Annotated in this window: 23 protein-coding genes; 10 read left to right on the forward strand and 13 right to left on the reverse strand. The window is 43.9% G+C overall.

The window, feature by feature from the left end; translation table 11 throughout:
- Positions 1-154: 154 nt before the first annotated feature.
- From NtB2_RS07975 to NtB2_RS07985, 3 genes are all read right to left on the reverse strand, one after another.
- The gene (locus tag NtB2_RS07975) at positions 155-1,849 is read right to left on the reverse strand and encodes a cation diffusion facilitator family transporter (RefSeq protein ID WP_109246422.1); all 1,695 of its coding nucleotides are present in this window, start codon (positions 1,847-1,849) and stop codon (positions 155-157) included.
- Between the two features lie 543 nt (positions 1,850-2,392).
- Positions 2,393-2,638, reverse strand: a complete 246-nt coding sequence (locus NtB2_RS07980) for a hypothetical protein (RefSeq protein ID WP_109246423.1) — start codon at positions 2,636-2,638, stop codon at positions 2,393-2,395.
- 168 nt (positions 2,639-2,806) lie between these two features.
- The gene (locus NtB2_RS07985; RefSeq protein WP_109246424.1) at positions 2,807-3,535 is read right to left on the reverse strand and encodes a hypothetical protein; all 729 of its coding nucleotides are present in this window, start codon (positions 3,533-3,535) and stop codon (positions 2,807-2,809) included.
- A 341-nt stretch (positions 3,536-3,876) separates the two neighbouring features.
- On the opposite strand from NtB2_RS07985, the gene NtB2_RS07990 reads away from it, so the two are divergent.
- The 7 genes from NtB2_RS07990 to NtB2_RS08020 all read left to right on the forward strand — a co-directional run bounded on the left by NtB2_RS07990 (position 3,877) and on the right by NtB2_RS08020 (position 8,541).
- The gene (locus tag NtB2_RS07990) at positions 3,877-4,311 is read left to right on the forward strand and encodes a sigma-70 RNA polymerase sigma factor region 4 domain-containing protein (RefSeq protein WP_109246425.1); all 435 of its coding nucleotides are present in this window, start codon (positions 3,877-3,879) and stop codon (positions 4,309-4,311) included.
- A gap of 154 nt (positions 4,312-4,465) precedes the next feature.
- Complete coding sequence (locus NtB2_RS07995) at positions 4,466-4,783, forward strand: hypothetical protein (protein ID WP_109246426.1); 318 nt, start codon at positions 4,466-4,468, stop codon at positions 4,781-4,783.
- Complete coding sequence (locus NtB2_RS08000) at positions 4,783-5,859, forward strand: ATP-binding protein (protein ID WP_109246427.1); 1,077 nt, start codon at positions 4,783-4,785, stop codon at positions 5,857-5,859. Before NtB2_RS07995 ends, NtB2_RS08000 begins: the two co-directional genes overlap by 1 nt.
- The gene (locus tag NtB2_RS08005; protein ID WP_109246428.1) at positions 5,856-6,461 is read left to right on the forward strand and encodes a hypothetical protein; all 606 of its coding nucleotides are present in this window, start codon (positions 5,856-5,858) and stop codon (positions 6,459-6,461) included. Before NtB2_RS08000 ends, NtB2_RS08005 begins: the two co-directional genes overlap by 4 nt.
- 153 nt (positions 6,462-6,614) lie before the next feature.
- Positions 6,615-7,214 (forward strand): replication protein, encoded by a 600-nt coding sequence (locus NtB2_RS08010; protein ID WP_109246429.1) that lies wholly within the window; start codon positions 6,615-6,617, stop codon positions 7,212-7,214.
- On the forward strand, positions 7,198-7,395 hold the full coding sequence (locus NtB2_RS08015; protein WP_109246430.1) for a helix-turn-helix domain-containing protein: 198 nt from the start codon (positions 7,198-7,200) through the stop codon (positions 7,393-7,395). The genes NtB2_RS08010 and NtB2_RS08015 overlap by 17 nt, the downstream gene beginning before the upstream one ends.
- 96 nt (positions 7,396-7,491) lie before the next feature.
- A complete protein-coding gene (locus tag NtB2_RS08020) occupies positions 7,492-8,541 on the forward strand; it encodes a tyrosine-type recombinase/integrase (RefSeq protein WP_109246431.1) in 1,050 nt (349 codons plus the stop codon).
- Positions 8,542-8,642: 101 nt separating this feature from the next.
- Here NtB2_RS08020 and rpsI read toward each other — a convergent pair whose 3' ends face one another.
- Both rpsI and rplM read right to left on the reverse strand, forming a co-directional pair.
- Positions 8,643-9,035: a 30S ribosomal protein S9 gene (gene rpsI / locus NtB2_RS08025; RefSeq protein WP_109246432.1), complete on the reverse strand. Its 393-nt coding sequence runs from the start codon at positions 9,033-9,035 to the stop codon at positions 8,643-8,645.
- 16 nt (positions 9,036-9,051) lie between these two features.
- Positions 9,052-9,498: a 50S ribosomal protein L13 gene (rplM, locus tag NtB2_RS08030; protein ID WP_109246433.1), complete on the reverse strand. Its 447-nt coding sequence runs from the start codon at positions 9,496-9,498 to the stop codon at positions 9,052-9,054.
- 164 nt (positions 9,499-9,662) lie between these two features.
- On the opposite strand from rplM, the gene rnhC reads away from it, so the two are divergent.
- Both rnhC and lepB read left to right on the forward strand, forming a co-directional pair.
- Complete coding sequence (gene rnhC / locus NtB2_RS08035) at positions 9,663-10,535, forward strand: ribonuclease HIII (protein ID WP_109246434.1); 873 nt, start codon at positions 9,663-9,665, stop codon at positions 10,533-10,535.
- Between the two features lie 11 nt (positions 10,536-10,546).
- Positions 10,547-11,197 (forward strand): signal peptidase I, encoded by a 651-nt coding sequence (gene lepB / locus NtB2_RS08040; RefSeq protein ID WP_109246435.1) that lies wholly within the window; start codon positions 10,547-10,549, stop codon positions 11,195-11,197.
- A 285-nt stretch (positions 11,198-11,482) separates the two neighbouring features.
- Here lepB and NtB2_RS08045 read toward each other — a convergent pair whose 3' ends face one another.
- The 7 genes from NtB2_RS08045 to rpsL all read right to left on the reverse strand — a co-directional run bounded on the left by NtB2_RS08045 (position 11,483) and on the right by rpsL (position 19,606).
- Positions 11,483-11,989 (reverse strand): DUF2127 domain-containing protein, encoded by a 507-nt coding sequence (locus NtB2_RS08045; protein ID WP_109246436.1) that lies wholly within the window; start codon positions 11,987-11,989, stop codon positions 11,483-11,485.
- Between the two features lie 134 nt (positions 11,990-12,123).
- Entirely contained in the window at positions 12,124-12,963 is an 840-nt protein-coding gene (gene purR / locus NtB2_RS08050; RefSeq protein WP_109246437.1) for a pur operon repressor, read from the reverse strand.
- 571 nt (positions 12,964-13,534) lie between these two features.
- Complete coding sequence (gene fusA, locus NtB2_RS08060; protein ID WP_109246439.1) at positions 13,535-15,667, reverse strand: elongation factor G; 2,133 nt, start codon at positions 15,665-15,667, stop codon at positions 13,535-13,537.
- Positions 15,668-16,173: 506 nt separating this feature from the next.
- Positions 16,174-16,524, reverse strand: a complete 351-nt coding sequence (locus NtB2_RS08065) for a PqqD family peptide modification chaperone (RefSeq protein WP_109246440.1) — start codon at positions 16,522-16,524, stop codon at positions 16,174-16,176.
- Positions 16,511-18,463 (reverse strand): OPT family oligopeptide transporter, encoded by a 1,953-nt coding sequence (locus NtB2_RS08070; protein WP_109246441.1) that lies wholly within the window; start codon positions 18,461-18,463, stop codon positions 16,511-16,513. Before NtB2_RS08070 ends, NtB2_RS08065 begins: the two co-directional genes overlap by 14 nt.
- Positions 18,464-18,706: 243 nt before the next feature.
- The gene (gene rpsG / locus NtB2_RS08075; RefSeq protein WP_109246442.1) at positions 18,707-19,174 is read right to left on the reverse strand and encodes a 30S ribosomal protein S7; all 468 of its coding nucleotides are present in this window, start codon (positions 19,172-19,174) and stop codon (positions 18,707-18,709) included.
- A gap of 18 nt (positions 19,175-19,192) precedes the next feature.
- Positions 19,193-19,606 (reverse strand): 30S ribosomal protein S12, encoded by a 414-nt coding sequence (gene rpsL / locus NtB2_RS08080; RefSeq protein WP_109246443.1) that lies wholly within the window; start codon positions 19,604-19,606, stop codon positions 19,193-19,195.
- 381 nt (positions 19,607-19,987) lie between these two features.
- Between rpsL and NtB2_RS08085 the strand changes: the two genes are divergently transcribed.
- Positions 19,988-21,277 (forward strand): serine hydrolase, encoded by a 1,290-nt coding sequence (locus tag NtB2_RS08085; protein WP_109246444.1) that lies wholly within the window; start codon positions 19,988-19,990, stop codon positions 21,275-21,277.
- A gap of 16 nt (positions 21,278-21,293) precedes the next feature.
- Here the strand turns inward: NtB2_RS08085 and NtB2_RS08090 are convergent, their stop codons facing one another.
- Complete coding sequence (locus NtB2_RS08090) at positions 21,294-22,691, reverse strand: APC family permease (RefSeq protein ID WP_109246445.1); 1,398 nt, start codon at positions 22,689-22,691, stop codon at positions 21,294-21,296.
- Position 22,692 lies beyond the last annotated feature (1 nt).

The following is a 22,692-nucleotide window of genomic DNA, read 5'->3' on the forward strand; positions in this document are numbered from 1 at the left end:
AAATCGGATTCATCAAGGGCTCAATTATTTAACGCCCAATGAATTTGAACATAAACAACAAAAATTAGCCGCATAGGCAGAAAGGTAATTTACCCATTTTGGTGTCCAGTTTCTTGACTTAATGTCATACCATTATCTCTTACGTCTGGAAATCTCACAACAAATCATCCAATATCTTAGATAGACTATCTAGTTCTTTTTGTTGTCTATCTAATTCACTTTTATTTTCAGATATAAAATCTATCTTCGAGATTTCTATATTGTCGTTGTCAGAAATCCTTTTGAGTGCTGCCCCAGCGTTTTCTTGAGTCTGCTGAATGAAATTTTGGATATTTCTACTCTTTACTTCTATTTTGGCTCCAGCCACAGCAATTTGTTTTTCTTGAGTATTTAAAATTTCATTTTGTTTAGCAATAATTTTTTTAGACGATCCTTCTTTCAGTTTATTGGCAATAAACTTATCAATCTGCTTCATAATGAGCGTACTAATAATTGCCATCACTATCCCACTGATCAATAGCCCAATCATATCTGCAATTCCACCAACAGCTAACGCCGGAAAAACAGCAACTAATCCTTTACCAACCACTTCACTCAAAGCGATGGTTCCAACTGTCGCAAGCCCCGTAACTACAATTTTTGAAATTCCTGACATCATCTCAGCTGAGGACTCTCGCTTGTGCTTCGGACTTTTCATATAAGTCATGACATCTTTCACGGTTTTCCAGCTTTGTTTGAGGAAGGTAATAGCTTTATTAATAACTGTTACGACCTCTCCAAAGATTGCGGTTACAACTGTCGTCACAGCCGTTCTCGCAGATTGGAAAAGGTTCTTTTTCAGGTTGCTAATGAAGTTTGACAAGGCAGATTTGAAATGATTCATCAGAGTATTCAGTTTCCGCCCTTTTTCTTTGAGCCAAATAATCAATTCTTTTAGAACTTCCTTGACAAAACCTGCCAACAAAGACATCAGAACTGCTTTTCCTGCACCTTTTAGTATCCGCATGCCTTCATCACGACGGGAAGCTTTGCCCTGAGCTTCTATCTCGTCTTTTCCTGGTTGTTCCGCATTTTGTTTGGCTTGTCTAGCTTCATTATCTTTCTTTATTAGTGCCTTTTCTTGTTCATCAGTAATTCCCCAAATCTCTTTTGGTGTTTGGCCGTTGGCATTGGGATGGTACAGCCAATCTTTCATTGACAAATCCCCTTTAGATCTATTCCAAGAACTATTTATTTCATTGAGATTTTGCGGACTGTTTGCAAAAGCAATTCTTGTATCTTCCGACATATACAAATTAGCAGCTGGGTCCCTCGCCAGCTCTCCTGTTGACACAGTGTGATCCATATCTGTCCCACGCTCTTTTGAACCACTCGGTCTATTCTTATCATAGGGTGTCCGAGCCCCTTTAACAAGATTTTCTTTAGTTTTCCCAGAGCGGTCTGTATGATATCTGATATTCCCCTGAGCATCTTTTTCAAAGTTGCTTTGCATGGCTTCATACTTTTGCCGATATTCGCCAGCATGTGCATTGTGCTCTGCAAATTTTCCATGGGAAAAATTGTCCAGGGTTTGGAAGTGTGCACCCCTGCTTAAATCAAGGTTCAAACCCCCATTATTACGAATGAAATCTTCGCCAAGCTGTTGTGCAAGATTATTATTAAATCCTTCCACAGCAGCAGCAATCACTGCATTTGCCAAACCTTCTGGCGTTCCAATTTTATCACGCTGTTCCTTTATCACTTCCAAATCTGCAATTTGATTTTCAAATTGCTCAGAAAGCTCTGTTTCCATTGCTTCGAAGTCAAAGTCTTTTATAGCTTCGTTCTGTAGCGCATTTTCATTAGCCATAATAAAGCTCCTTGTCAAATATTTACTACTTCCAGTATATTACGAAAACCCTTCTAAGAAATATGAGTTAAAAACAAAGAAATCACGAAGAAAAATCACTATCAATCATGATGTCATGGAACTTCTCAGCTAGGAATATTTCTCTTGTACACAGTACAAGAGAAAGGCTAGCCTTTCGTTGTTTAGATAAGCATTGTTTTTAGATAGGTTTAACGTTAAACTTTATGTCAATTTTACTACTTACAAAAATGTTCGTCAAGGCTTTTCTGGACGAAAGCTTAAATTTCATAGAAATAAAAAAGCACTCGCCGAAGCAAGTGCTTGAAATGATAAAATGCAATATTTTAACGTTTTGAGGAATATTCAGTCCTTCTATATCATCTCCTATCCTTCAAAATCCTTGTGGTTAAGCCATTCATGGTTTTCAGAAATTCATGAACATGGATAAAAAATGATACATTTGGACTCGAATTGCACCAGCCTTGCACCAAGATAGCAGAAAATGAATACACCTAATCAGTTCATTATCAAATGAGCTGATTTTTATTTATCAACGATATTCGCAAGTAAAATCTCAAAGTCAGATTTCTCAAAATTAGCTTTTCGATTATCAACTTTCTTGGCACTTGCTCCCCTTGATACTTCGATTTCATTTATATCAAATAGTTGCGCGTACTCTTTGAAATGCTGCCAGAACATCCCAACATCTGCCGCAATTTCTTTGACGATTTCATATAACTCACTTTCAGAATCAACCAAAGCAATATTTTTCGCCAAGGTAGCAATCAAATTAGGCTTACCCCCTGCTTCCGTTACAAGGTACCTTTATTGGCTTTCTAGTGAATTTGTTAACTCTATTATATCAAATGCCACACGGCAAATTCTAGTTCAATCTTTTTTTATTCGTCTTTTTTTGGAAAAAAAGCATAGTTAAAGTGATAAGCAATTTAATTTCGTTTATTCCCGTTTCAAGGAAACATAATTTCTCCAATTACTTAACTTATCAAAGAGCTTCATTTCCTCCACTCCAAAATCTCCACCGATTGAATTTTGGGCAATATAGTTAGATTTATCTGCATCTCTCACAAATTCATCCATCTCAAAATCGAACAACTCTGAAAATAGCCTTTCTGTGACAAATTGTGAAACGAAAACTTGAGACAAGTACGCTGCTTTACTAAGAGTTTCAACCGACTCCAAGTCTCCTTCGGAGGATATGTATGAACTAAACAATGCTTCCCGAACCATTCTATCCTTTTCCTTCTTGACCTCCTCAGAGTACTCCGTCAATTTTTCCTGCTCTGGAAAATTGCCATAATTCGCGCGGTAAGCTTCCTCTTGCATCCAACGTTCCAGTTCTTCAAGATACTTTTCATTTGCCTCATCTGCCATTTTCTGGTACTCGGCGCTACTCTTAAACTTTTTGACCGCTTCATTATTAGACATATTTCTTAAATAATCAAAGAGAAAATCGTCAAGTATTCTATCTTTATCTGCTTCTGAGTAAGCATTGGCATCATTTCGAGCTCTAGGCGTTGATTTTTTCTTGTCAATGGGTTGAATATTTTCACGCCTTATTACAAGACGAATTTGTTTTTCTAGCGCCCTCGTATCCTTTAGGTCTATTTCAAATTTTTCCTTGCCTCTTTGTGCAATTTCTAAAACAGTGTAGCATTTCTTTTCCATTCCCTATATCCTCTATTTTTTCATTATTTAACAGCAATTATTCTTTATTTATTTTTATAAAACCCTTATTTAACAGCGTTTATTATAAATATATTCATTTTATCTTCCCTATTTAATACAGTAAAATTATATCATACAAGATAAAAAATATCTTGTAAATAATTATAAATAGTCCAATATGATGCGCATCAGAATAGGACGGAACTAAAACAAAAATTGAAAATCACACAGATTTTCAACCAAACGTTTATTGTTTCGCCGTTTTTGATGTGCTTTTTTCGGCTTCAATTCTCCTTTGATTTTTGTTTTCTTTCCGTCCTTGGACGAGAAAGAGGAACATTATGTCTAAGAAAATCGAAGACAAACGCGATGAAAAAATCGATATAGCTGCAAAACGTGGAGATTGGGTTGAAGTCTTGAAGCTACTTGACCAACCTTTACTAAATGCTGAAAGAAATGACCGTAGACACGGAATACTCAGCACTAACTGGGTTATAGACAGAACAGGTGGTTCATCAGTAGAACTTGAAAATATTTTGCCCGATAATACGCTCAATCCTCTCGAATCCTTAATCCAAAAAGAAGAGCAAGCTGAACGACTTAATCCAATCCAAGTAATTCAAACTTTCGATGATTTTGAGCAACATTTACTATTAGGCCGATTACTTGAAAAAAAGTCTTTTGCCCAACTTGCAAGAGAACTCGGACGAGATGGTAAGACGATAAGAAAATACTTTGACAGCGCACAGGAAACACTCATATCCCTCTTAAAATAGGTCATTCAAAACGAAATTCCGAGAATGTAGTTTTTTTGTCCTGATAAGTATAGGAGGTAAAAACAATGTCCCTAGTTCATTGAAGTCTAGCTCTCGACTTTAAATTGAGCCTATTATCTATCACATATTTTTAATATAAGGAGATTTATCCATTATGAAATTTAATTCACGTCGTGGCGGTGGCTACTCAGTAACTCTTGCGGAACAAATCTTAGATAGCTCAAAACCCATTCATTCACTCAGTCTTGAACTTGAGCCTCAAATGAAATTTGAAGACGGAAAGCGCACAGACGAAGTTCAAGCATACAAAGCATGGTTTGCTCAAGCTGGACTTCCACCTTTTGAAGTGAAATTTGAGGAACAAGTCAAGCTCCCTCCTTTCCTCGCTGTTGTCTCATTTAACAACATTCAAGCTTGTGAAGTATCGTATAACGTCTATTTTAAAGCTGACAATCTGAAGGAGGTCAAATAATGTCCTACAAAGAATGCCAACAATACTTGCTTCAATGTCTCAATATGGCTCTTGGTAGCCAAATAGAGGGCGAAACAAGTTATACAAACTCATTTGATGTAAAAGTTGGCGAGCATGGATTCTTATTCATTCCTCGTCTGCCTTCATCCTATGTAATTGATGATAGCCTTTATCAGAAAATTTTTCTGATTGCTAACGCTGCATTGTATCCGAGTTATACCGTTCTAAAGCAAAATTCTGCTTATTTTGTTCCACTCGATAGCCCTGATATCCATACACAGCGAGCACTTTATTTCCCTTGGAAAAAGGGGATTAGCAAACGCCTCATCATTCCAGATTTAGATTCTTTCGCCGCTTCTCAAACTGGTTCAGTTATTCCTATTATGGAAAATCTATCTGTTGACTACAATAAAGTAACCTCCATTGCTATTGCAGGGAACTCTGGCAGCGGAAAATCTTATGCTTTAACTTATTTTCTGAGTATGCTCAAATCAATCTCAGAATTGATAATTATTGACCCTAAGTTTGATACACCGAGTAGATGGGCAAGAGAAAATGATGTTCTCGTTATCCACCCTGAAAAGAATCGCTCAAAATCTGATTTTGTCTCACAAATAAACGAGAAACTTAGTCAGGCTCTTGACCTGATTTATACACGGCAAGGTATTCTATTTGAAAACTCTGATTATAAGTTTGACCACTTGACGCTTGTAATTGATGAAGTACTTGCACTCAGTGAGGGCACAAACAAGGCAATCAAAGACTCATTTTTCTCATTGCTTTCACAAATTGCTCTTTTGGGGAGAGCAACCAAGGTTCATTTATTGCTTGTCAGCCAACGTTTTGACTACAACTCTATCCCTGTATCTGTTCGAGAACAGCTAAATGTCAATATTCAAATTGGTAATATTAACAATAAAACCGTTCAATTCTTATTTCCTGACCTCAATCCTGAGGGAATTGTTATCCCCGCTGGACTAGGAACAGGGCTAATCCAGATCATTGATAATGAACACCCCTTCCAAGTTTTACCGTTACTTTGTCCCACCTACTATACGAAAAAAGGAATCCTATGAAAAAGACCTACCTCATCAAGACTTTTAATCTCATCCAAAATCTATTCGCCTTATTCGCATTTGAAGTCATTGCGAATTTGCTTTTACGTCTCTTAAATTACATTATTGAGAAAGAGAGTGCGGCTACCTTCACTCTATTCTTGCAGGTTGAAAAAATCTCCATTTCTCTCTCATCTTGGTTAAACTTAGCAGAGACATTCACATTTACGCTTCTAGCTATATTTCTAGCTATTGGGGTATTTGTAAAAGCCAAAGATGATTCTATATGGAATATTTTCAAATCAATCTGGCAAACTTACCACTTTAGGCATTTTATGGTTCAAAGCGAACGCACAGAAAAAACCATAGAAATGCAGAAAGTACAGTCAATCAACTTGATTTACAACAACTTCAACAAAGCCGTTCGAAAATGCGTTATTGATGTGAGCACAAATAAAATCATCATCTTTATCAAGGTCCCTAATTCACAACAATCTCAAAAGATACTCAAAGAGATGGAATCTCAAATAAGAGAAGAAACCTCAAGTCGTAACCCTGATTACTTTTTCTCTGCTCCTGATAGGATTAAAAATTCCATGTGGTTCATTGGAACAAAACGCTAACATATGGGTGGCGCTGTGGCTCACGAAGTGAGAGCCACAAGCGCCACTTTTTATTTGGATGAATGGGTTACTACGACCCCATTCATCCAGTAATCAATAAACATATCTCCGAGAATCTGGAAAATTTGTCCTGATAAGTGGAGGTATTTTTTTATGACACAAAAAACCAAGAAAGAACAGAGGTCAAATAAATGGGCTTTCCTGTTCTATCAAGAGTCAGCTCCTGAAGACTATCTGAATATTCTTGAGGAACTTCATGTGCCTTTCATTTTAAGTCCTTGGCATGATAAGGATGTCAACCGCTCAACGGGAGGATTTAAGAAAGCTCATAAACACGGCGCATTCTTCTTTGACTCACTTAAAAGTTACTCGCAGGTATCTGACCTGATTAGTGATAAGCTCAACGGTCCTGCGCACGTTGAAGTTGTGATGAGTCCAAAAGGAATGTATGACTACTTTACTCATGCAGAGAACCCGGAGAAAACTCCTTACAATGTTGAGGATATTGAATCAGGGGCAGGATTTGAATTGGATAAGTTCTTGGCGGAGAACAATCCCGACTTATTGCTCCAAGTCTATGAAATCATGCATGACTCAAATTTGAAAGAATTTGCTGACTTCACGGATTTAATTGCACAAAAATACCCAGACTTACTGTTCTATGTATTTGATAAAAGTTATTTTTTCAAAATCTACCTTGATTCCAAAAGATACAACTTTGTAAAGGGGAAAACGGATGAACCAAAAGACTGATAGCCAATACCCTTATCTACTAACACGTGAACTCGCATCAAAGTATCTGGGTATTGACCCAAAATCTTTTGATAAGTATATCCGTGCAAATTCCGATTTCAAACGTTTTATGATTGGTAATCAAGAGCGCTATACGCTTGAAGAAATCAATCATTTCATCAAAAACCATCTTGTTGGTTAATCTAAAAAGTTGATAGAATTGGCATGAATGCGATAAAATAGATTTGTATTCATTGCCTGCTATCAACTTTACTTTTATAGAAAGCTGATAAATATTATGGCAACAATTACTAAGCGCGGTAAAAAATGGCGCGTTACTGTTTCAACTTCAAAATTTGGCGACAATGCCAGAATCTCAAAAACCTTTGAAGAAAAGGAGGATGCCAAAAAGTGGGCTCTTGAAAGTGAACTCGCAAAAAATATCGGAATAAATCTTAAAAGTCGAAATCAAATTTTCGCTGTCTATTTTGAAAATTGGGTCAAGAATGTAAAGAAAAATGATGTCCGAGAAACCACCTATCAAAATTATCTCCACGTTATCCCAATCGTGAAAAATCTGTTCAAAGAGACAAAAATTTCTCAACTTGACGATTTACTCGTTCAATCCAAAATTGATGAATATGCTGAAAATCATTCTCGGAAAACCACAATGGAAGTACTTCTGAAAATCAGAACTGCTCTCCACTATGCTTACGCTCACGGTCTTCTTGCTACCGACTTTGGCACGCTTGTCAAAACGCGTGGCAAGGAAGCTGAGAAGAAAAATATTGCTCTATCAATAACCGACATGAAAATTTTGCGCTCTTATCTTTTGAGAAGTCATCGCAACGACTTTGAGATTATGGTTCTTTTGGCTTTAGAAACTGGCGCTCGTCGCGGCGAGCTGCTGGGGCTTAGACCTGAATATCTTGAAGAAAATGCTATTTTGATTCGGGAATCCATCAGCCCGACTTCAAAAGATACGGAACTCAAAACAAAAAAATCACGCCGTCGCGTGACAATCAACAAAGAAGTTTATGACCTTGTAAAGACAGTTCAGGTAAAGGAAAACGGCTATATTTTTGACCCTGACGGCTTCCAACAGTCCGCTAAACTAAGAAGGTTACTCAATCGTTTAGGGCTTGCACAGACCACTTTTCATGGTCTGAGAGATACTCACGCAAGCTTCTTGTTCTCAAATGACAAAATTGGCATTGACTACATTAGCCAACGCCTCGGGCATTCAAATATTCAAACCACACAAAATTATTACTTGACTTTGATGCCAGAAAAAAAGCACCAGCAGGATGCCGATGCTTTAGATTTTTTGAATTCTTTATCAGAATAATTTGTGTGTCTGGAACTCCTTGATATAACTGGCTCAACGAGCCAAATTGCACCAAGATTGCACCAGAAACAGCCACAAACGTTGATACAGAGCGGTTCTGATTAACGTTTTGAGAATTGTGAAGCTTTACGGGCTTTCTTGAGACCGGCTTTTTTACGTTCAACCATACGGGCGTCACGTGTCAAGAGACCAGCGCGTTTCAAAGAGCCGCGGAAGTCAGGGTCGACTTGGAGAAGGGCACGGGCGATACCGTGACGGATAGCTCCGGCTTGACCTGATACACCACCACCGTTGACGTTTACGAGTGTGTCATAAGCGCCTTCAGTTTGTGTCGCTGCAAATGGTTGGTTGATGACCAAACGCATGTCAGCGTGTGGGATGTAGTTTTCTACATCGCGGTTGTTAACGATAATTTTACCAGTTCCAGGTACGAGACGTACACGTGCAACTGAGTTTTTACGACGGCCAGTGCCGGCATATTGTACTTGTGCCATATTCTACCTTCCCTCCTTAGATAAGACCTGAGATGTCAAGGACTTCAGGTTGTTGTGCTGCGTGAGTGTGTTCAGCGCCTACAAATACTTTAAGCTTCATGCCTTGTGCACGACCCAAAGTGTTGTGTGGAAGCATACCCTTCACTGATTTTTCAATCAAACGGACAGCATTCTTTTCGCGGAGTTCACCAGCTGAGATAGACTTAAGTCCACCTGGGTGAAGGCTGTGGCTGTAGTAGATCTTGTCTGAAGCTTTCTTACCAGTCAATTTCACTTTTTCAGCGTTGATAACGATAACGAAGTCACCAGTATCTACTGAAGGAGTGAAGGTTGGTTTGTTTTTGCCACGGAGTGTAGCAGCGACAACGGTTGAAAGACGTCCAAGTGGTACATCAGTGGCATCAACCACGTACCATTTGCGTTCAACCTCACCTGGCTTAGCCATGTAAGTTGTTTTCATCATGATGTGTGTTTTCCTATTCTTAGTTTTTTGTTTACGATCGACAAGCTGTCGAAGAGTATTTTTGGGTTCCGGGGCCACAAAAATGGGGTAAACAATACCGTCTAACATCTTACCATACCCTGCCTTGCTTTGTCAAGGATTTTTTTTTGTGCTATAATAACACTATGAATGTCGTCTTAAAACTCTCTCCAGCAGCAATCGAAAAAGTCAAGGCCGACTGGGGCAAATTTCAAAAGACGTCAAACAACCAATATATCAGCTTCTTCGCCCAGCACAACGGCACCAGCGTCAGTATTTATAGCTCTGGCAAGGTCATGTTTCAAGGCTCGGGAGCTGAGTCAGCCGCCAAGGCCTTTGGTCACGAGACGGCTAACAAGCCTGACTTTCAGGCCCCTATCATCGGGACTGATGAGGTCGGCAATGGCTCCTACTTTGGCCCACTGGTCGTGGTTGCTTCTTTTATAGAAGAAGATGATGTCGCCTGGCTGAAAAAGCTGGGCGTTGACGACTCTAAAAAGATGACCGACAAGCATATCCTTGAAATCGCCGACCAGGTCATGGAGCGAATCAAGCACCTGCCTCTGACCGTCTCGCCGAGCAAGTACAACGAGGTCATCGCCTCTGGCTACAACGCCGTCTCCATCAAGGTAGCCCTGCACAATCAGGCCATCTACCTCCTGGAGAAGCGGATTGCCAGACCCGCCAAGGCCATCATCATTGATGCCTTTACGACCGAGAAAAATTATAACAAGTACCTGAAAAAGGAAAAACACCAGGTCGCAGGACAAGTCAGCCTCCTGCCTAAGGCAGAAAGCCAGTATCTGGCCGTGGCGACCAGCTCGGTCATTGCCCGTTTTCTCTTCTTAGAAGGCCTCAAAGAGCTCTCAAGCCTCGCTGCTCTTGAGCTCCCTAGCGGGGCGGGGAGCAAGAGCGACAAGGTCGCTGCTCAAATCCTCCAGTCAGGCGACGAGCTCGGCCAATACGCCAAACTTCATTTTGCCAATACTCAAAAAGCGATGAAAATCGCTGGTCAATAGAAAGAATTTTTATGGAACAGACTTCAACTGCAAAGAAAAAATACGGCTTCACAGACTTTCTCAAGGAATGGACCATCCCCGTCCTTATCATCGTCCTATTTATCTTAAGCCGTATCTTCGTCTGGACACTGGTCCTGGTCGACGGCCACTCGATGGACCCGACCCTGGCTGACCGGGAGCGGATGGTCTTGATCAAGACCGCCACACCTCAACGCTTTGACATCGTCGTCGCCAAAGAAAGCGACAAGGACATCGTCAAGCGGGTCATCGGCATGCCCGGTGACACCGTCAACTTCAACCACGATAAGCTCACCATCAACGGCAAGGAGTACAAAGAGCCCTACCTGGACGACTTCAAGAAGCAGTTAGCCAGCGGAGAGCTGGAGAAGACCTACGCTAGCTACCCGATCACCAATGCCCTGCCAGAGAGCCAACGTAGCTTCTTCGTCGGCCTCGCCCAGCAGGCCCGAGCCTTTACCGTTGACAGCACCGGCAACCCCGTCTTCAGCGTCAAGGTCCCTGAAGGTCAGTACTTCCTCATGGGCGACAACCGGATTGTCTCATCTGACAGCCGGGCCGTCGGCTCCTTTGAGCGGTCAAATATCCTCGGTGTTGTTAAGGCAAGGATTTGGCCTTTAAATAAGATTTCTTTGATAAATTAAAATAAGTTCCTGTCAGATTGGCAGGGATTTTTTGATATAAAGAATAACTTAGTTTCGTTCCGGAAATCCGGCGAAACATAGTGGAACAAGGCAATACTGAAGCCCTAGCGGTCTTCAGTTTTAGACATGGAAGCCAAAGGCTTCGCTTGTCCCATGCGACTGACTGCTTTAGCAGTCTAGCGAGCATGGAGAGCGTAGTGGCGACAGCCACATAGGTGGCCCCACTATGCTTTCGCCAGATTTCCGGAACGAAACGAGCCCAAAGAGCAGAATAAAACCCTGCCATTACCGAACAGGGATTTGTTTCTTCTCTTTTTGCAAGCTGACCTTCATATTTTGATACTCGATCCAGGTCAGGACAATCATCAGGATGTCGACGATAATCACGAAAATCATGACCATCGAGTGCTTGCTGACGAGCTCATAGGTCTGGTAGACAATAAAGCCAACAAAGACCAGAATCGAGAGCGGATAAGCCCAGAGAACCCGCTTCCAAAGGAGGACCAGGGTCAGAAGCTTGACCACGCCGTGAATGAAGAGATAGGCCGCTGCCATCAGCTGGACGCTAGCCAGACTCCCCGAGCCAAAATGTTGCATGGCATGGGCAATCAGGTGCTCGTGCACTCGACCTCCCGTCAGCCAGCTGATGGCCCCATTGATCTGCCCAGGACTGACAAAGAAGAGGGCCCCTCCTGCCAGCGTTTCAAAGAGGGCAAAAAGGCTCTTAAAAACCAGTATGATGTTGAAGGTGGTGTCGACGACCTTCATTTCTTTTTCCTTATTGATTGCCATCTTAGCCCCTCCGGGATTTCTTTCTATTATAACGCAAGATTTTTGCTTTTCCTAGGGCTTTGGTCTGAATTTTTTGTTTAAGGAAAAGAAAAGCTAAGACCTGTAGCCTCAGCATTCCCTGAAGAAGCAGTCCCCTACTTCTTCTCCTCAAACAAATCCAAATTCTTATCAAAGATATTCCCCAGCTTCACATCAATCGAGCGGTTGGCGACATCAATCGAGTCGACCCGGAGAATCGACTTGTAGTCCTCGACCAGGCGTTCGCCTCTGAAAGGCCCTTCCAGAAAGACAGCGACACCGGCCAGGAAGCAGTCAAACTCATGGACCAGGCTCTTCATGCCGTTGATAGTCCCGGCCCCCTTCATAAAGTCATCCACAATCAGGACACGCTGGCCGATGGAGAGACTGCGTTTTGAGAGGGTCATGTTTTCCACCCGACTGCTGGAGCCCGAGGTGTAGTTGACGTTGAGGGTTGCCCCTTCAGTGACCTTGGCATCCCGGCGGACAATGACAAAGGGCACGTCCAGGATTTCGGCGACAGCCTGGGCAATCGGGATGCCCTTGGTAGCGATGGTCATGACCACATCGACATCCTTGCCCAGATATTCATGGGCAATGATTTGTCCGATGCTCTTTAGATTTTTCGGCGTGCCTAAAATGTCAGACAAATAAATATAACCACCAGGCAGGATCCGATTGTCCTCCTCCATGAGCTTGATGATGTCCAGAGCCTTTTGCTTGGCCAGCTCATCTGTCACGTCCGGACTAAATTTAACCCCGCCCAGACTCCCTGGAAAAGTCTCAACCTTACCGATGCCTTGCCGCTCAAAGACACGCTTGATAAAGACCAGGTCTTCAGAAATAGAGGACTTGGCAACCTCATAGTGCTTGCTGAGCTGATTCAGATTGAGCATCTGATTAGGCCGATTGATCAGATGGTTAGTAAAATCAATCAAACGTTCGTTTCTTTTCATAGGAGAACCGACTTTCTTTTGTTTAACCTTATTATAACACGCTATTTCCGAACAATCAAACTTAAGCCTTTCTCATGGGTCGTGTCCGTTCCAGAAATCTGGCCAAAGCACTGTGGGGGGGGGCACGCAAGCAAAGCTTTGCTTTCATTGCTAAATGCAGAGCCCTCACGGTCTCTGCATTTGCCTTTCCCCACAGTGCTTTGGCCAGATTTCTTCCACTCCCACTTCTGCCATTTTGGTATGGAATATTAGGCTTCCTCTCCACATTCACTCCTCCCTCCTATGCAAAACGGGATGATGGCGGCACTATTAAACTGTCTATGTGAAAAATCAGGAAAGCAAGTCCATTTTTTTATTCAAAATGGCACAAGTGGAGTTTCAGCCCTTCCGCAGAAATGCTGTGAAGAGGAAAAGTTCAAGACCTGTTGGTCTCGAACTTTAGCAATGGGACAGCGAAGCGGGCTGCTTGCGGCCAACAGCATTCTCTGCGGAAGGGCTGGAACGTAGCGCCCCAAAAGAGCACGAAAAAACAGGACCCAAGGCCCTGTTTTTCTTATCAGCAAGCAAAGAATTATTCTTCGCCGCCACGTCCGTTTTTCTTGATGATTTCTTCTTGGACTGATTTAGGAACATCTTCATAGTGGTCAAATACCATCATGAATGTACCACGTCCTTGTGAAGCTGAACGAAGTGTAGTGGCGTAACCGAACATTTCAGCAAGCGGTACAAATGCGTTAACGATTTGTGATTTACCGTGTGCTTCCATTGAGTTAACACGTCCACGACGAGCAGTCACGTGACCCATAACGTCACCCAAGTTTTCTTCAGGAACAGTGATAGTTACTTTCATCATTGGTTCAAGGATGGCTGGAGCAGCTGATTTAGCAGCTTCTTTCATCGCGAGTGAAGCGGCAACCTTGAAGGCTGTTTCGCTTGAGTCGACATCGTGGTATGACCCATCGTAAAGTTTAGCTTTGATGTCAACCATTGGGTAACCAGCGAGGACACCGTTAGCCATTGTTTCGATCAAACCTTTTTCTACGGCTGGTACGAATTCACGAGGGACAACACCACCGACGATGGCATTTTCAAACTCGAATCCTTTACCTTCTTCGTTAGGTGTGAATTCGATCCATACGTCACCGTATTGACCTTTACCACCTGATTGACGTTTGAAGAATCCACGTGCTTGAGTTGAAGCGCGGAATGTTTCACGGTAAGCAACTTGTGGCGCACCAACGTTTGCTTCAACCTTGAATTCACGTTTCATACGGTCAACGAGGACGTCCAAGTGCAATTCCCCCATACCAGAGATGACTGTTTCACCAGTTTCAGGGTTAGTTTCAACACGGAATGTTGGGTCTTCTTCAGCAAGCTTTTGAAGGGCAACACCCATCTTGTCTTGGTCAGCCTTAGTCTTAGGTTCAACCATCAATTGGATCACTGGTTCTGGAACGTTGATAGACTCAAGGATGATTTGAGCTTTTTCGTCAGTCAATGAGTCACCAGTTGTTGTATTTTTAAGACCTACAGCAGCGGCGATGTCACCAGCGTATACGGTCTGGATTTCTTGACGTGTGTTGGCGTGCATCTGCAGGATACGTCCGATACGTTCACGTTTACCTTTAGAAGTATTCATAACGTATGAACCAGCATCCAATGTACCTGAGTAAACACGGAAGAATGAAAGACGTCCAACGAATGGGTCAGTCATGATCTTGAAGGCAAGGGCTGCAAATGGTTCTTCATCAGATGCTGGACGTTCAGCTTCTTCTTCAGTTCCTGGAAGTGTACCCTTGATGGCTGGGATATCAACTGGGCTTGGAAGGTAGTCAACGACAGCGTCAAGCATCATTTGAACGCCCTTGTTCTTGAAGGCAGAACCTGCAAGCATTGGGTAGATTTCACCAGCGATGGTTGCTTTACGGATAGCTGCTTTCAATTCGTCAACAGTGATTTCTGCACCGTCAAAGAATTTTTCCATGATTTCTTCATCAGTTTCAGCGATTGCTTCGATGAGTTTTTCACGCCATTCAGCTGCTTTAGCATTGTATTCTTCTGGGTCAAAGCCAAGAGCAGAGACTTCAGCTGCGAATTCATCAGAACCGATTTCAGTTTCTTTGATATCTGTACCAAGGTCGTTAGTATAGATTTCTGATTTCATTGATACCAAGTCGATGATACCTACGAAGTCATCTTCAGCTCCGATTGGAATTTGAATTGGGTGAGCATTTGCACCAAGACGGTCATGAAGTGTTGACAGTGAGTAGTAGAAGTCAGCACCGATTTTGTCCATTTTGTTAGCAAATACGATACGTGGAACACCGTATTCAGTCGCTTGACGCCATACAGTTTCTGTTTGAGGTTCAACACCTGATTGAGCATCAAGTACTGTTACGGCACCGTCAAGGACACGGAGTGAACGTTGTACTTCGATAGTGAAGTCAACGTGACCTGGTGTGTCGATGATGTTTACGCGGTTACCTTTCCATTGGGCAGTTGTAGCCGCTGAAGTGATAGTGATACCACGTTCTTGTTCTTGCTCCATCCAGTCCATTTGTGATGCACCTTCGTGAGTTTCACCGATTTTGTGGATTTTACCTGTATAGTAAAGGACACGTTCGGTTGTTGTTGTTTTACCGGCATCGACGTGAGCCATGATACCGATGTTACGTGTATTTTCAAGTGAAAATTCGCGAGCCATGATGTTTTCTCCTATGACAATTTTAGATTTTACAACCCATTATAACACATTATTTAGGGTTTTTATAGTGTTTTCTCATTTGATTGTGAAAATTTATTGGGATTTTGGAAGACCTTGAGCGCTTCTGAAATTTGTGGGGTCAAGCACTGTCGTTTCGCTGCGGAGAAAGGGCAGGAGAACTGTGAGGCCGCGAGCAGCCCGCTTCGCGGTCTCATCGCTAAATCAGGAGCCCTTCGGTCTCCTGATTTGCCAAATTTCACAGTTTCCGGCCCTTTCTCCTCCGCTCCACTGTCTCGATTTTTTATTTTTATTTTTCAAAATCACTAGGATTGGTAGACTTGCAGACCAGCGGAACGAAAGAAAAGCCATCGTTTACCGTGACATAAGGCAAATCCAGAGACCATAAGGGCTCTGGATTTAGCAATGAAACAGCAAAGCTGTTTGCTTGCGGCCTCACAGTAAACTGTGGCTTTTCTGCAGTGGAGCGACTCTTCAGCCCCTCTGACTTATTTTTCTACTTTCACAATCCAATGCTCCACATTCTCCAAATGGTTGATATAGAGTAAAAGGCGGTCGTAGAGGTATTCTGAGGCCTCATCATAAGTTTCGGCGAGGTTTTCACCGATGGCTTTGATGGTATTTTGGCCGTTGATTTGCTTGAAGACGAGGCTGCCGTAGTCATCCAGTTCAGTCTTTGAGACTTCTGGGATGCGGATGCCAATCTTTCTCATCAGACGTTGAGACCAGTGGTCTTGAGGCTTGATGATGAGGATATGGCCTGCTTCATCTTCTTCTGTGAGAAGGCCTTCTTTTTTTATAAAGACCATCTCTAAAGTTGTATCATCAATTTTGTTCATCTGATGTCACTTCTACTTCTGGGGCCGGGGCCTTTTTGATTACCATCAAAGGCCACACCATCGCAATGATCAAAACCACGAGCATGATCCAGGCCATGGCGTTGCTAGCCAAGAATCCAGCAGGCATGCCGACTTTGAGGACGCCTGATACCTGCAGGATAATCCCGACCAGACCGATGATAGAGGCACCAGCAACCAGTCCAGATGACAGTGAAACGCCTGAAGACATGCGTTCTTCACGGATGGCTTGACCCTTCTTGTTGCTGAGGGTCTTCACAAGCACCTGCACAAGAGCACCTACCAAGATAATTGATGAAGTCGAGATTGGCAGATAGAAACCAATCGCAAAGGTCATGACTGGCACGCCAACCATGTAAAGGACGATACCAAAGACGATACCAACGATGATCATGTTCCATGGCAGTTGACCAGCAAGGATACCCTTCGTCAGCGTCGCCATCAGGTTGGCCTGTGGCATGGCAAATTCAGGATTTGCAGTATTGGCAAGTTGGTCTTTCAAGAGCATGATAATGCCTGTCACGACAACAACACCTGTGATGCCCGCAACGATGAAGATCTTGCGGATTTCACGTGGATTACCACCCGTGATAAAAGTAACTTTTTGGGCCTGAGTGTAACCACCGGCAACCGAGATGGTCACGACGATGAAGGTCGCAAACAAGAGCAGGCTCTTGTTGTCAGCGCCTGAGGTCCATCCCATAATCAAGAAGACCAGGGTCAGGATAACGAGTGAGGCAATGGTCATCCCAGAAACTGGGAGGTTTGATGTCCCGATGGTCCCTGTCAAACGTCCTGAGACGATGATAAAGAGCATAGAGAGGATGATTGACAAGAGGGCACCAATGAGGGCCATGGCGATGTTGCCGCCTGAGATAAAGAAGCTAATCATGAAGGCAAAGATGACACCGAGGACCAGTGAAATCAGACCTGCTGAGTCACGTTGGCCTGGTTCAGCGTTTTTACGGCCTTCGAGGGTCTGCTTAATAGAGGTCACGATGGTAGGAATCAGGCGAACCGCACCGATTAGTCCACCAGAAATCATCATCCCAGCCCCGATGTATTTGACATAAGAGCCTGAAATCGTTGCAAATTCAGCAGCGTTCAGGTGGATGTCAGTGGCGTTCCATACGACAGAGCCGTGTTGGGCCATTTCAGAGAAGTAACCGATGAGCGGAGCCACACCAAAATTGGCCATGATAGAACCGGCAAACATGAGGACGGCGATTTCAGTACCAACGATAAATCCAATGGCGGCAAGCATTGGGTTGACTTCCATCTCAAATTTCCACTTATAGAAAGTTTCATTTGTATAGGAAATAACGTTGTTAACCAAACCGAAAACGGCTGTCGTCAAGGCTGTGAAGACCCCACCGATACCGAAACCGATTCCCATGTACTTAAGGGAATTTCCGCCGGCATCTGAAGCAACCAGAGTCTCAGAAATCGCCATAGACTCAGGGTACATGAGCTTACCGTGTTCTTCAACCAAGAGGTAGTCTTGCACAAAGCTCAAGAAACCAACAGACAAGAGAACGCCGGCAATACCGACAGCGATCCCCTGCCAGAAGTTAACCCGGCCACCGATGAGAAGGATGGCTGGCAGGACAAAGATAATCCCTGAAGCCAGTGACTCACCACCTGTCGCCATCGACTGGAGGACGTTTTTCATCAGGAAGTTATTTTTCCGGATGAAAATAGAAAGGATACCAGAACCAAGGATGGCACCTGGGATTCCAGCAGCGACCGTCAGACCTGACTTCATACCTGAATAGGCTGTAGAGGCTGCAAATAAAATCGTAAGAATAATACCGATTGTAAGAACAATAGGGTTAGCAGCCGTCTTATTGCGACCATCCTCGTAAGGGACATAGTCCTTACCGGGGATGCCACCGTAGGCTGTTTTCGAGAGTTTTTTCAAATTTAAGCTCCTTTGTAATTTTTGAAATGTTCTTTCTCATTTTACCATAAGAATACACATTGTGCAATAGCAAACATAATTTTCTGAATATGATAGTAGATTTTTTTGCGGGGAGTTTGCGAATGTGTGGGGAGCTTTAATTAAAAGACTTCCTTTTCAGGAAGTCTCAGCTTGCTTGCGCAAAGCTCTCTGACTTAGTCTCAAGAATACAAAAAAAGTTCCAAACTGGAACTTTTTTGTATTCTACCAACGGAAGTGAGCGAAGGCACGGTTGGCTTCTGCCATTTTGTGTGTGTCTTCACGTTTCTTAACAGCTGCACCTGTGTTGTTTGCAGCGTCCATGATTTCTTTTGCAAGACGGTCTTGCATAGTGTGTTCACCACGGTTACGAGCGATTGTTACCAACCAACGAAGTCCGAGTGTTGTACGACGTTCTGGACGAACTTCAACTGGGACTTGATAGTTTGAACCACCGACACGACGAGCGCGAACTTCAAGAACTGGCATAATGTTTTCCATTGCTTGTTCGAAGACTTCAAGTGGTGCGGTACCAGTTGCTTCTTCGATTTGCTTGAAAGCATTATAGACGATATTTGCAGAAACTCCACGTTTCCCATCAAGCATAACACGGTTGATAAGACGAGTAACTACGACTGAGTTGTACATTGGATCTGGCAAAACTTCACGTTTTGGAGCACGATTTTTACGCATTTAACTTATCCCCTTTCCTTATGCTTTTGGTTTCTTAGCACCGTATTTAGAACGGCTAGTTTTACGGTCAGTAACACCTGCAGTATCAAGCGCACCACGAACGATGTGGTAACGTACCCCTGGCAAGTCCTTTACACGTCCACCACGAAGCAATACAACGCTGTGTTCTTGCAAGTTGTGTCCGATACCTGGAATGTAAGCAGTCACTTCCATCAAGTTTGAAAGACGCACACGAGCGAATTTACGGAGGGCTGAGTTAGGTTTTTTAGGTGTCATTGTACCAACACGAGTTGCAACACCACGTTTTTGTGGGCTCGCTACTTTAGTTTGTACTTTTTTACGGCTGTTGTAGCCGACGTTCAATGCTGGCGCAGTTGATTTCGTAGTTTGTGGCTTACGAGGTTTGCGTACCAATTGGTTAATTGTAGGCATTTCTTTGTCTACTTTTCACTGCTATCCAGAGCGAACTCCGAAGCGAGATAGGAATGAAAAGCTTCCCTTTCTGTTTTTTTTAGATTTGGTGCTGTCAGTATATGGTCGCTTAATCCAAGTTCTGACAAGAAGTTTGGCAACTTTAGACGTTCTTCTTATTGATATTTCCAAATGTAAAAAGTACCGTTTAGTATATTATCAAATTTCAGGGTGTTTTGTCAAGTCTCATCTCTCTTCTTTGGTTTTTTTCCGGAATATCGTTCCGCTAGAGGCGTAGCCAAGGAGATGCTCCCACAGTATTTATGTGGGATTTCTGGCATGCAACGAATACCAACCATCACCCCCTTTTGGCATTCCCCGCTTTTCTGCTATAATATAGACATGAAAAAATTCACGCTCTATCTGATGCTGGGCCTGACCCTGCTGGCATCTTTTAATTTTGTTCAACCTGTCAAGGCTGACACGCCTAAAATCCCTGCCAAGGCGGCGATGGCGATTGATGCCTCTAGCGGGAAAATCCTCTTCGCACAAAATGCGACGACTCCACTGGGCATTGCTTCAATTACCAAAAACATAACGGCCTATCTGGTCCTCAAGGCCATCGATGAAAAGAAGCTCTCCTGGGATGAACAGGTGGGCATCTCTGACTATGCCTTCAAGATGGCTCAAAATGCGGAGACCTCAAACATCGCCATCAGCCAGCCCAACAGCAAATACAGTGTTCGCGACCTCTTCAACGCCATGATGATCCAGTCGGCCGACTCTGCGGCAGTCGCCCTGGCTGAAAAGGTCGGCGGTTCTGAGCCCAAGTTTGTCGACATGATGAAACAACAACTCAAGGACTGGGGCATCAGGGATGCAAAAATCGTCAACGCCTCAGGCCTGCCGAACTCACTCCTTGACGGCCATCTCTATCCCGGAACGAAAGACGACGATGAAAATCTCATGTCTGCCCAGGATGTCGCCCTGGTCGCCCAGCACCTGATCAAGGATTATCCTGATGTGCTCAACACAACCAAGATGACCACAGCGGTCTTCAACAAAGGCGGGGCTGACGAACAAAACCTCCATACCTACAACTACATGCTCGAGGGCTACCAGGACTACCGCACAGGTGTCGACGGCCTCAAGACAGGGACGACGACCCTGGCCGGTGCCTGCTTTGTTGGGACCACCTATCAAAACAACTTCCGCATCATCACAGTCATCCTCAATGCAGATAATGCTGACAGCAATCAATACGCCCGCTTTGATGCCACCAATACCCTGATGAACTACGTCTACGGTAACTGGGCGGTTGACGACATCGCTGACGAGGGCCAAAGCCTTGATGACTTTGACAAGCTTCCTGTCTTTGATGGCAAGTCCAAGTCAGTCGACCTGGTCGCAAGTAAGGACGTGAGCCCGGTCGTTCCTATGGCCAACGGCACGGCTGACAACTCAAAGCTCTCTGTGACCTTTGACAAGTCAAAAGATGCCGAGCTCGAAGCCCCTATCAAGGAAAATAGCCCGCAAGTCACTGCCACCTTTAGCATCAAGGATGACCTGGGCTACCTGCCCGGCTTCAAAGGGAGCCAGTTTAGCCTGGTCGCCAAGCAGAATGTTGAAAAGCAAAATGTCTTTACAGTCGCCTGGAACCACTTCGTCCGTTTTGTGAATGAAAAGCTATAATAAAAAAAGCCAGACATCAGTCCCGGCTTTTTTTGCGATTTAATTTTGAATGTCGATAGCCATAGGTCAGATAGACCAGTAAAGCCACAGCAAGGGAAATCCCTAAGCTGATATAGGTCTCCAGATTATAATGAGAAATCAAGATGATCCCAAAAATCACAGAGAATATCGGCAAAATTGGCACGAGCGGTGTCTTAATCTCATTTTTCCCAGGCTCGCCAAAGTCCCGTCTGAGCTTGATGACCGCCAGAGCCAGCATGATCAGGTAGAGAATGGTCGAGAGATTCAAGAGCTGGATGAGATTTCGCAGGGGAATAAAGCCCGCCACAACAATCGCCACCAGGCCAATCAATATGTTGATCCGATAAGGCACCCGGCGACGATGGCTCAAGAGACTCAGGCTACGAGGCAAGAGGCCATCCCGGCTCATCCCGTAAATAACCCGAGACAAGGCATAGGCCATGGCCACACCGACCGTGATCAGGGTCACGACCGCAACGACTGAGACATAGGCCGACGCCCAATTCAGCCCAATCGACTGGAGGGCGTAGGCCAGGCCGTTTGGCACGTTCAAATTCTTATAATTCACCACGCCCGTCAAGACCAAGACCACCATGGCATAGAAAATTACGGTGGTCACCAGGGCCGCAAAAATCCCGTAAGGAATGCTCTTTCTAGGCTCCCGGCTCTCATCCACCGTCAGCGGAATGGCCTCAAAACCAAGAAAGGCAATGAACATAAAGGAGGCCCCGGCCATAATGCCCGAATCGTCACCCCCAAAGATATGGCCAAAGCCGAAGGGAGCAAAGTTGGACCAATTGCTCGGATTTATATAGAAGAGACCGGCCACAATAAAGACAATCAAGGCCGAAAACTTGAGGACTACCAGGATATTATTGATGGTTACAAGGATTCTCAGATTCATCATCAGGGCCATGGCAATCAAGATGACCACAAAGATGGCCACCAAATCAACGGAAAAGCCGTGACTTGTCCCAATCGAGCCGGCAATCACAGCCGGCAACTTGAAGTGAAAAAGGCCTTTCAGATAAGCCCCCCAACTGGAGGAAATCACGGCTACGAGCAGGAAAAACTCCATCAGGGCTAGCCAGCCGGCAATCCAGGCCGGCAACTCGCCAAACACCGCATAGATATAGCCATAGACACCACCGTGACTGGGCATTCGTGAAGAAAACTCAGCAAAGATCAAGGCTGAAATCCCAACGGATACAGCACCGATGACGATGGAGATGACGAGGGCAGGCCCCGCCATGGTCGAGGCGACAATCCCAGAGGTCGTAAAGATCCCGGTCCCAATCATGGCCCCCAGGCCAAAGAGAATCAGGTCCATCCCCCTGAGCGTCCGCTTCATTTCAGTTTTTTCTAGCGATGTCCGTTTACGAAAAAGATTCATT

The sequence above is a fragment of the Lactococcus termiticola genome, from assembly GCF_003116835.1.
GTDB lineage: Bacteria > Bacillota > Bacilli > Lactobacillales > Streptococcaceae > Lactococcus > Lactococcus termiticola.

Excerpts from the sequence above, each read along its gene's own strand:
- NtB2_RS07975 (WP_109246422.1), bottom strand. The coding sequence starts at position 1,849 with ATGGCTAATGAAAATGCGCTACAGAACGAAGCTATAAAAGACTTTGAC.
- NtB2_RS07985 (WP_109246424.1), bottom strand. The coding sequence starts at position 3,535 with ATGGAAAAGAAATGCTACACTGTTTTAGAAATTGCACAAAGAGGCAAG.
- NtB2_RS07990 (WP_109246425.1), top strand. The coding sequence starts at position 3,877 with ATGTCTAAGAAAATCGAAGACAAACGCGATGAAAAAATCGATATAGCT.
- NtB2_RS07995 (WP_109246426.1), top strand. The coding sequence starts at position 4,466 with ATGAAATTTAATTCACGTCGTGGCGGTGGCTACTCAGTAACTCTTGCG.
- NtB2_RS08000 (WP_109246427.1), top strand. The coding sequence starts at position 4,783 with ATGTCCTACAAAGAATGCCAACAATACTTGCTTCAATGTCTCAATATG.
- NtB2_RS08005 (WP_109246428.1), top strand. The coding sequence starts at position 5,856 with ATGAAAAAGACCTACCTCATCAAGACTTTTAATCTCATCCAAAATCTA.
- NtB2_RS08010 (WP_109246429.1), top strand. The coding sequence starts at position 6,615 with ATGACACAAAAAACCAAGAAAGAACAGAGGTCAAATAAATGGGCTTTC.
- NtB2_RS08015 (WP_109246430.1), top strand. The coding sequence starts at position 7,198 with ATGAACCAAAAGACTGATAGCCAATACCCTTATCTACTAACACGTGAA.
- NtB2_RS08020 (WP_109246431.1), top strand. The coding sequence starts at position 7,492 with ATGGCAACAATTACTAAGCGCGGTAAAAAATGGCGCGTTACTGTTTCA.
- rpsI (WP_109246432.1), bottom strand. The coding sequence starts at position 9,035 with ATGGCACAAGTACAATATGCCGGCACTGGCCGTCGTAAAAACTCAGTT.
- rplM (WP_109246433.1), bottom strand. The coding sequence starts at position 9,498 with ATGATGAAAACAACTTACATGGCTAAGCCAGGTGAGGTTGAACGCAAA.
- rnhC (WP_109246434.1), top strand. The coding sequence starts at position 9,663 with ATGAATGTCGTCTTAAAACTCTCTCCAGCAGCAATCGAAAAAGTCAAG.
- lepB (WP_109246435.1), top strand. The coding sequence starts at position 10,547 with ATGGAACAGACTTCAACTGCAAAGAAAAAATACGGCTTCACAGACTTT.
- NtB2_RS08045 (WP_109246436.1), bottom strand. The coding sequence starts at position 11,989 with ATGGCAATCAATAAGGAAAAAGAAATGAAGGTCGTCGACACCACCTTC.
- purR (WP_109246437.1), bottom strand. The coding sequence starts at position 12,963 with ATGAAAAGAAACGAACGTTTGATTGATTTTACTAACCATCTGATCAAT.
- fusA (WP_109246439.1), bottom strand. The coding sequence starts at position 15,667 with ATGGCTCGCGAATTTTCACTTGAAAATACACGTAACATCGGTATCATG.
- NtB2_RS08065 (WP_109246440.1), bottom strand. The coding sequence starts at position 16,524 with ATGAACAAAATTGATGATACAACTTTAGAGATGGTCTTTATAAAAAAA.
- rpsG (WP_109246442.1), bottom strand. The coding sequence starts at position 19,174 with ATGCGTAAAAATCGTGCTCCAAAACGTGAAGTTTTGCCAGATCCAATG.
- rpsL (WP_109246443.1), bottom strand. The coding sequence starts at position 19,606 with ATGCCTACAATTAACCAATTGGTACGCAAACCTCGTAAGCCACAAACT.
- NtB2_RS08085 (WP_109246444.1), top strand. The coding sequence starts at position 19,988 with ATGAAAAAATTCACGCTCTATCTGATGCTGGGCCTGACCCTGCTGGCA.
- NtB2_RS08090 (WP_109246445.1), bottom strand. The coding sequence starts at position 22,691 with ATGAATCTTTTTCGTAAACGGACATCGCTAGAAAAAACTGAAATGAAG.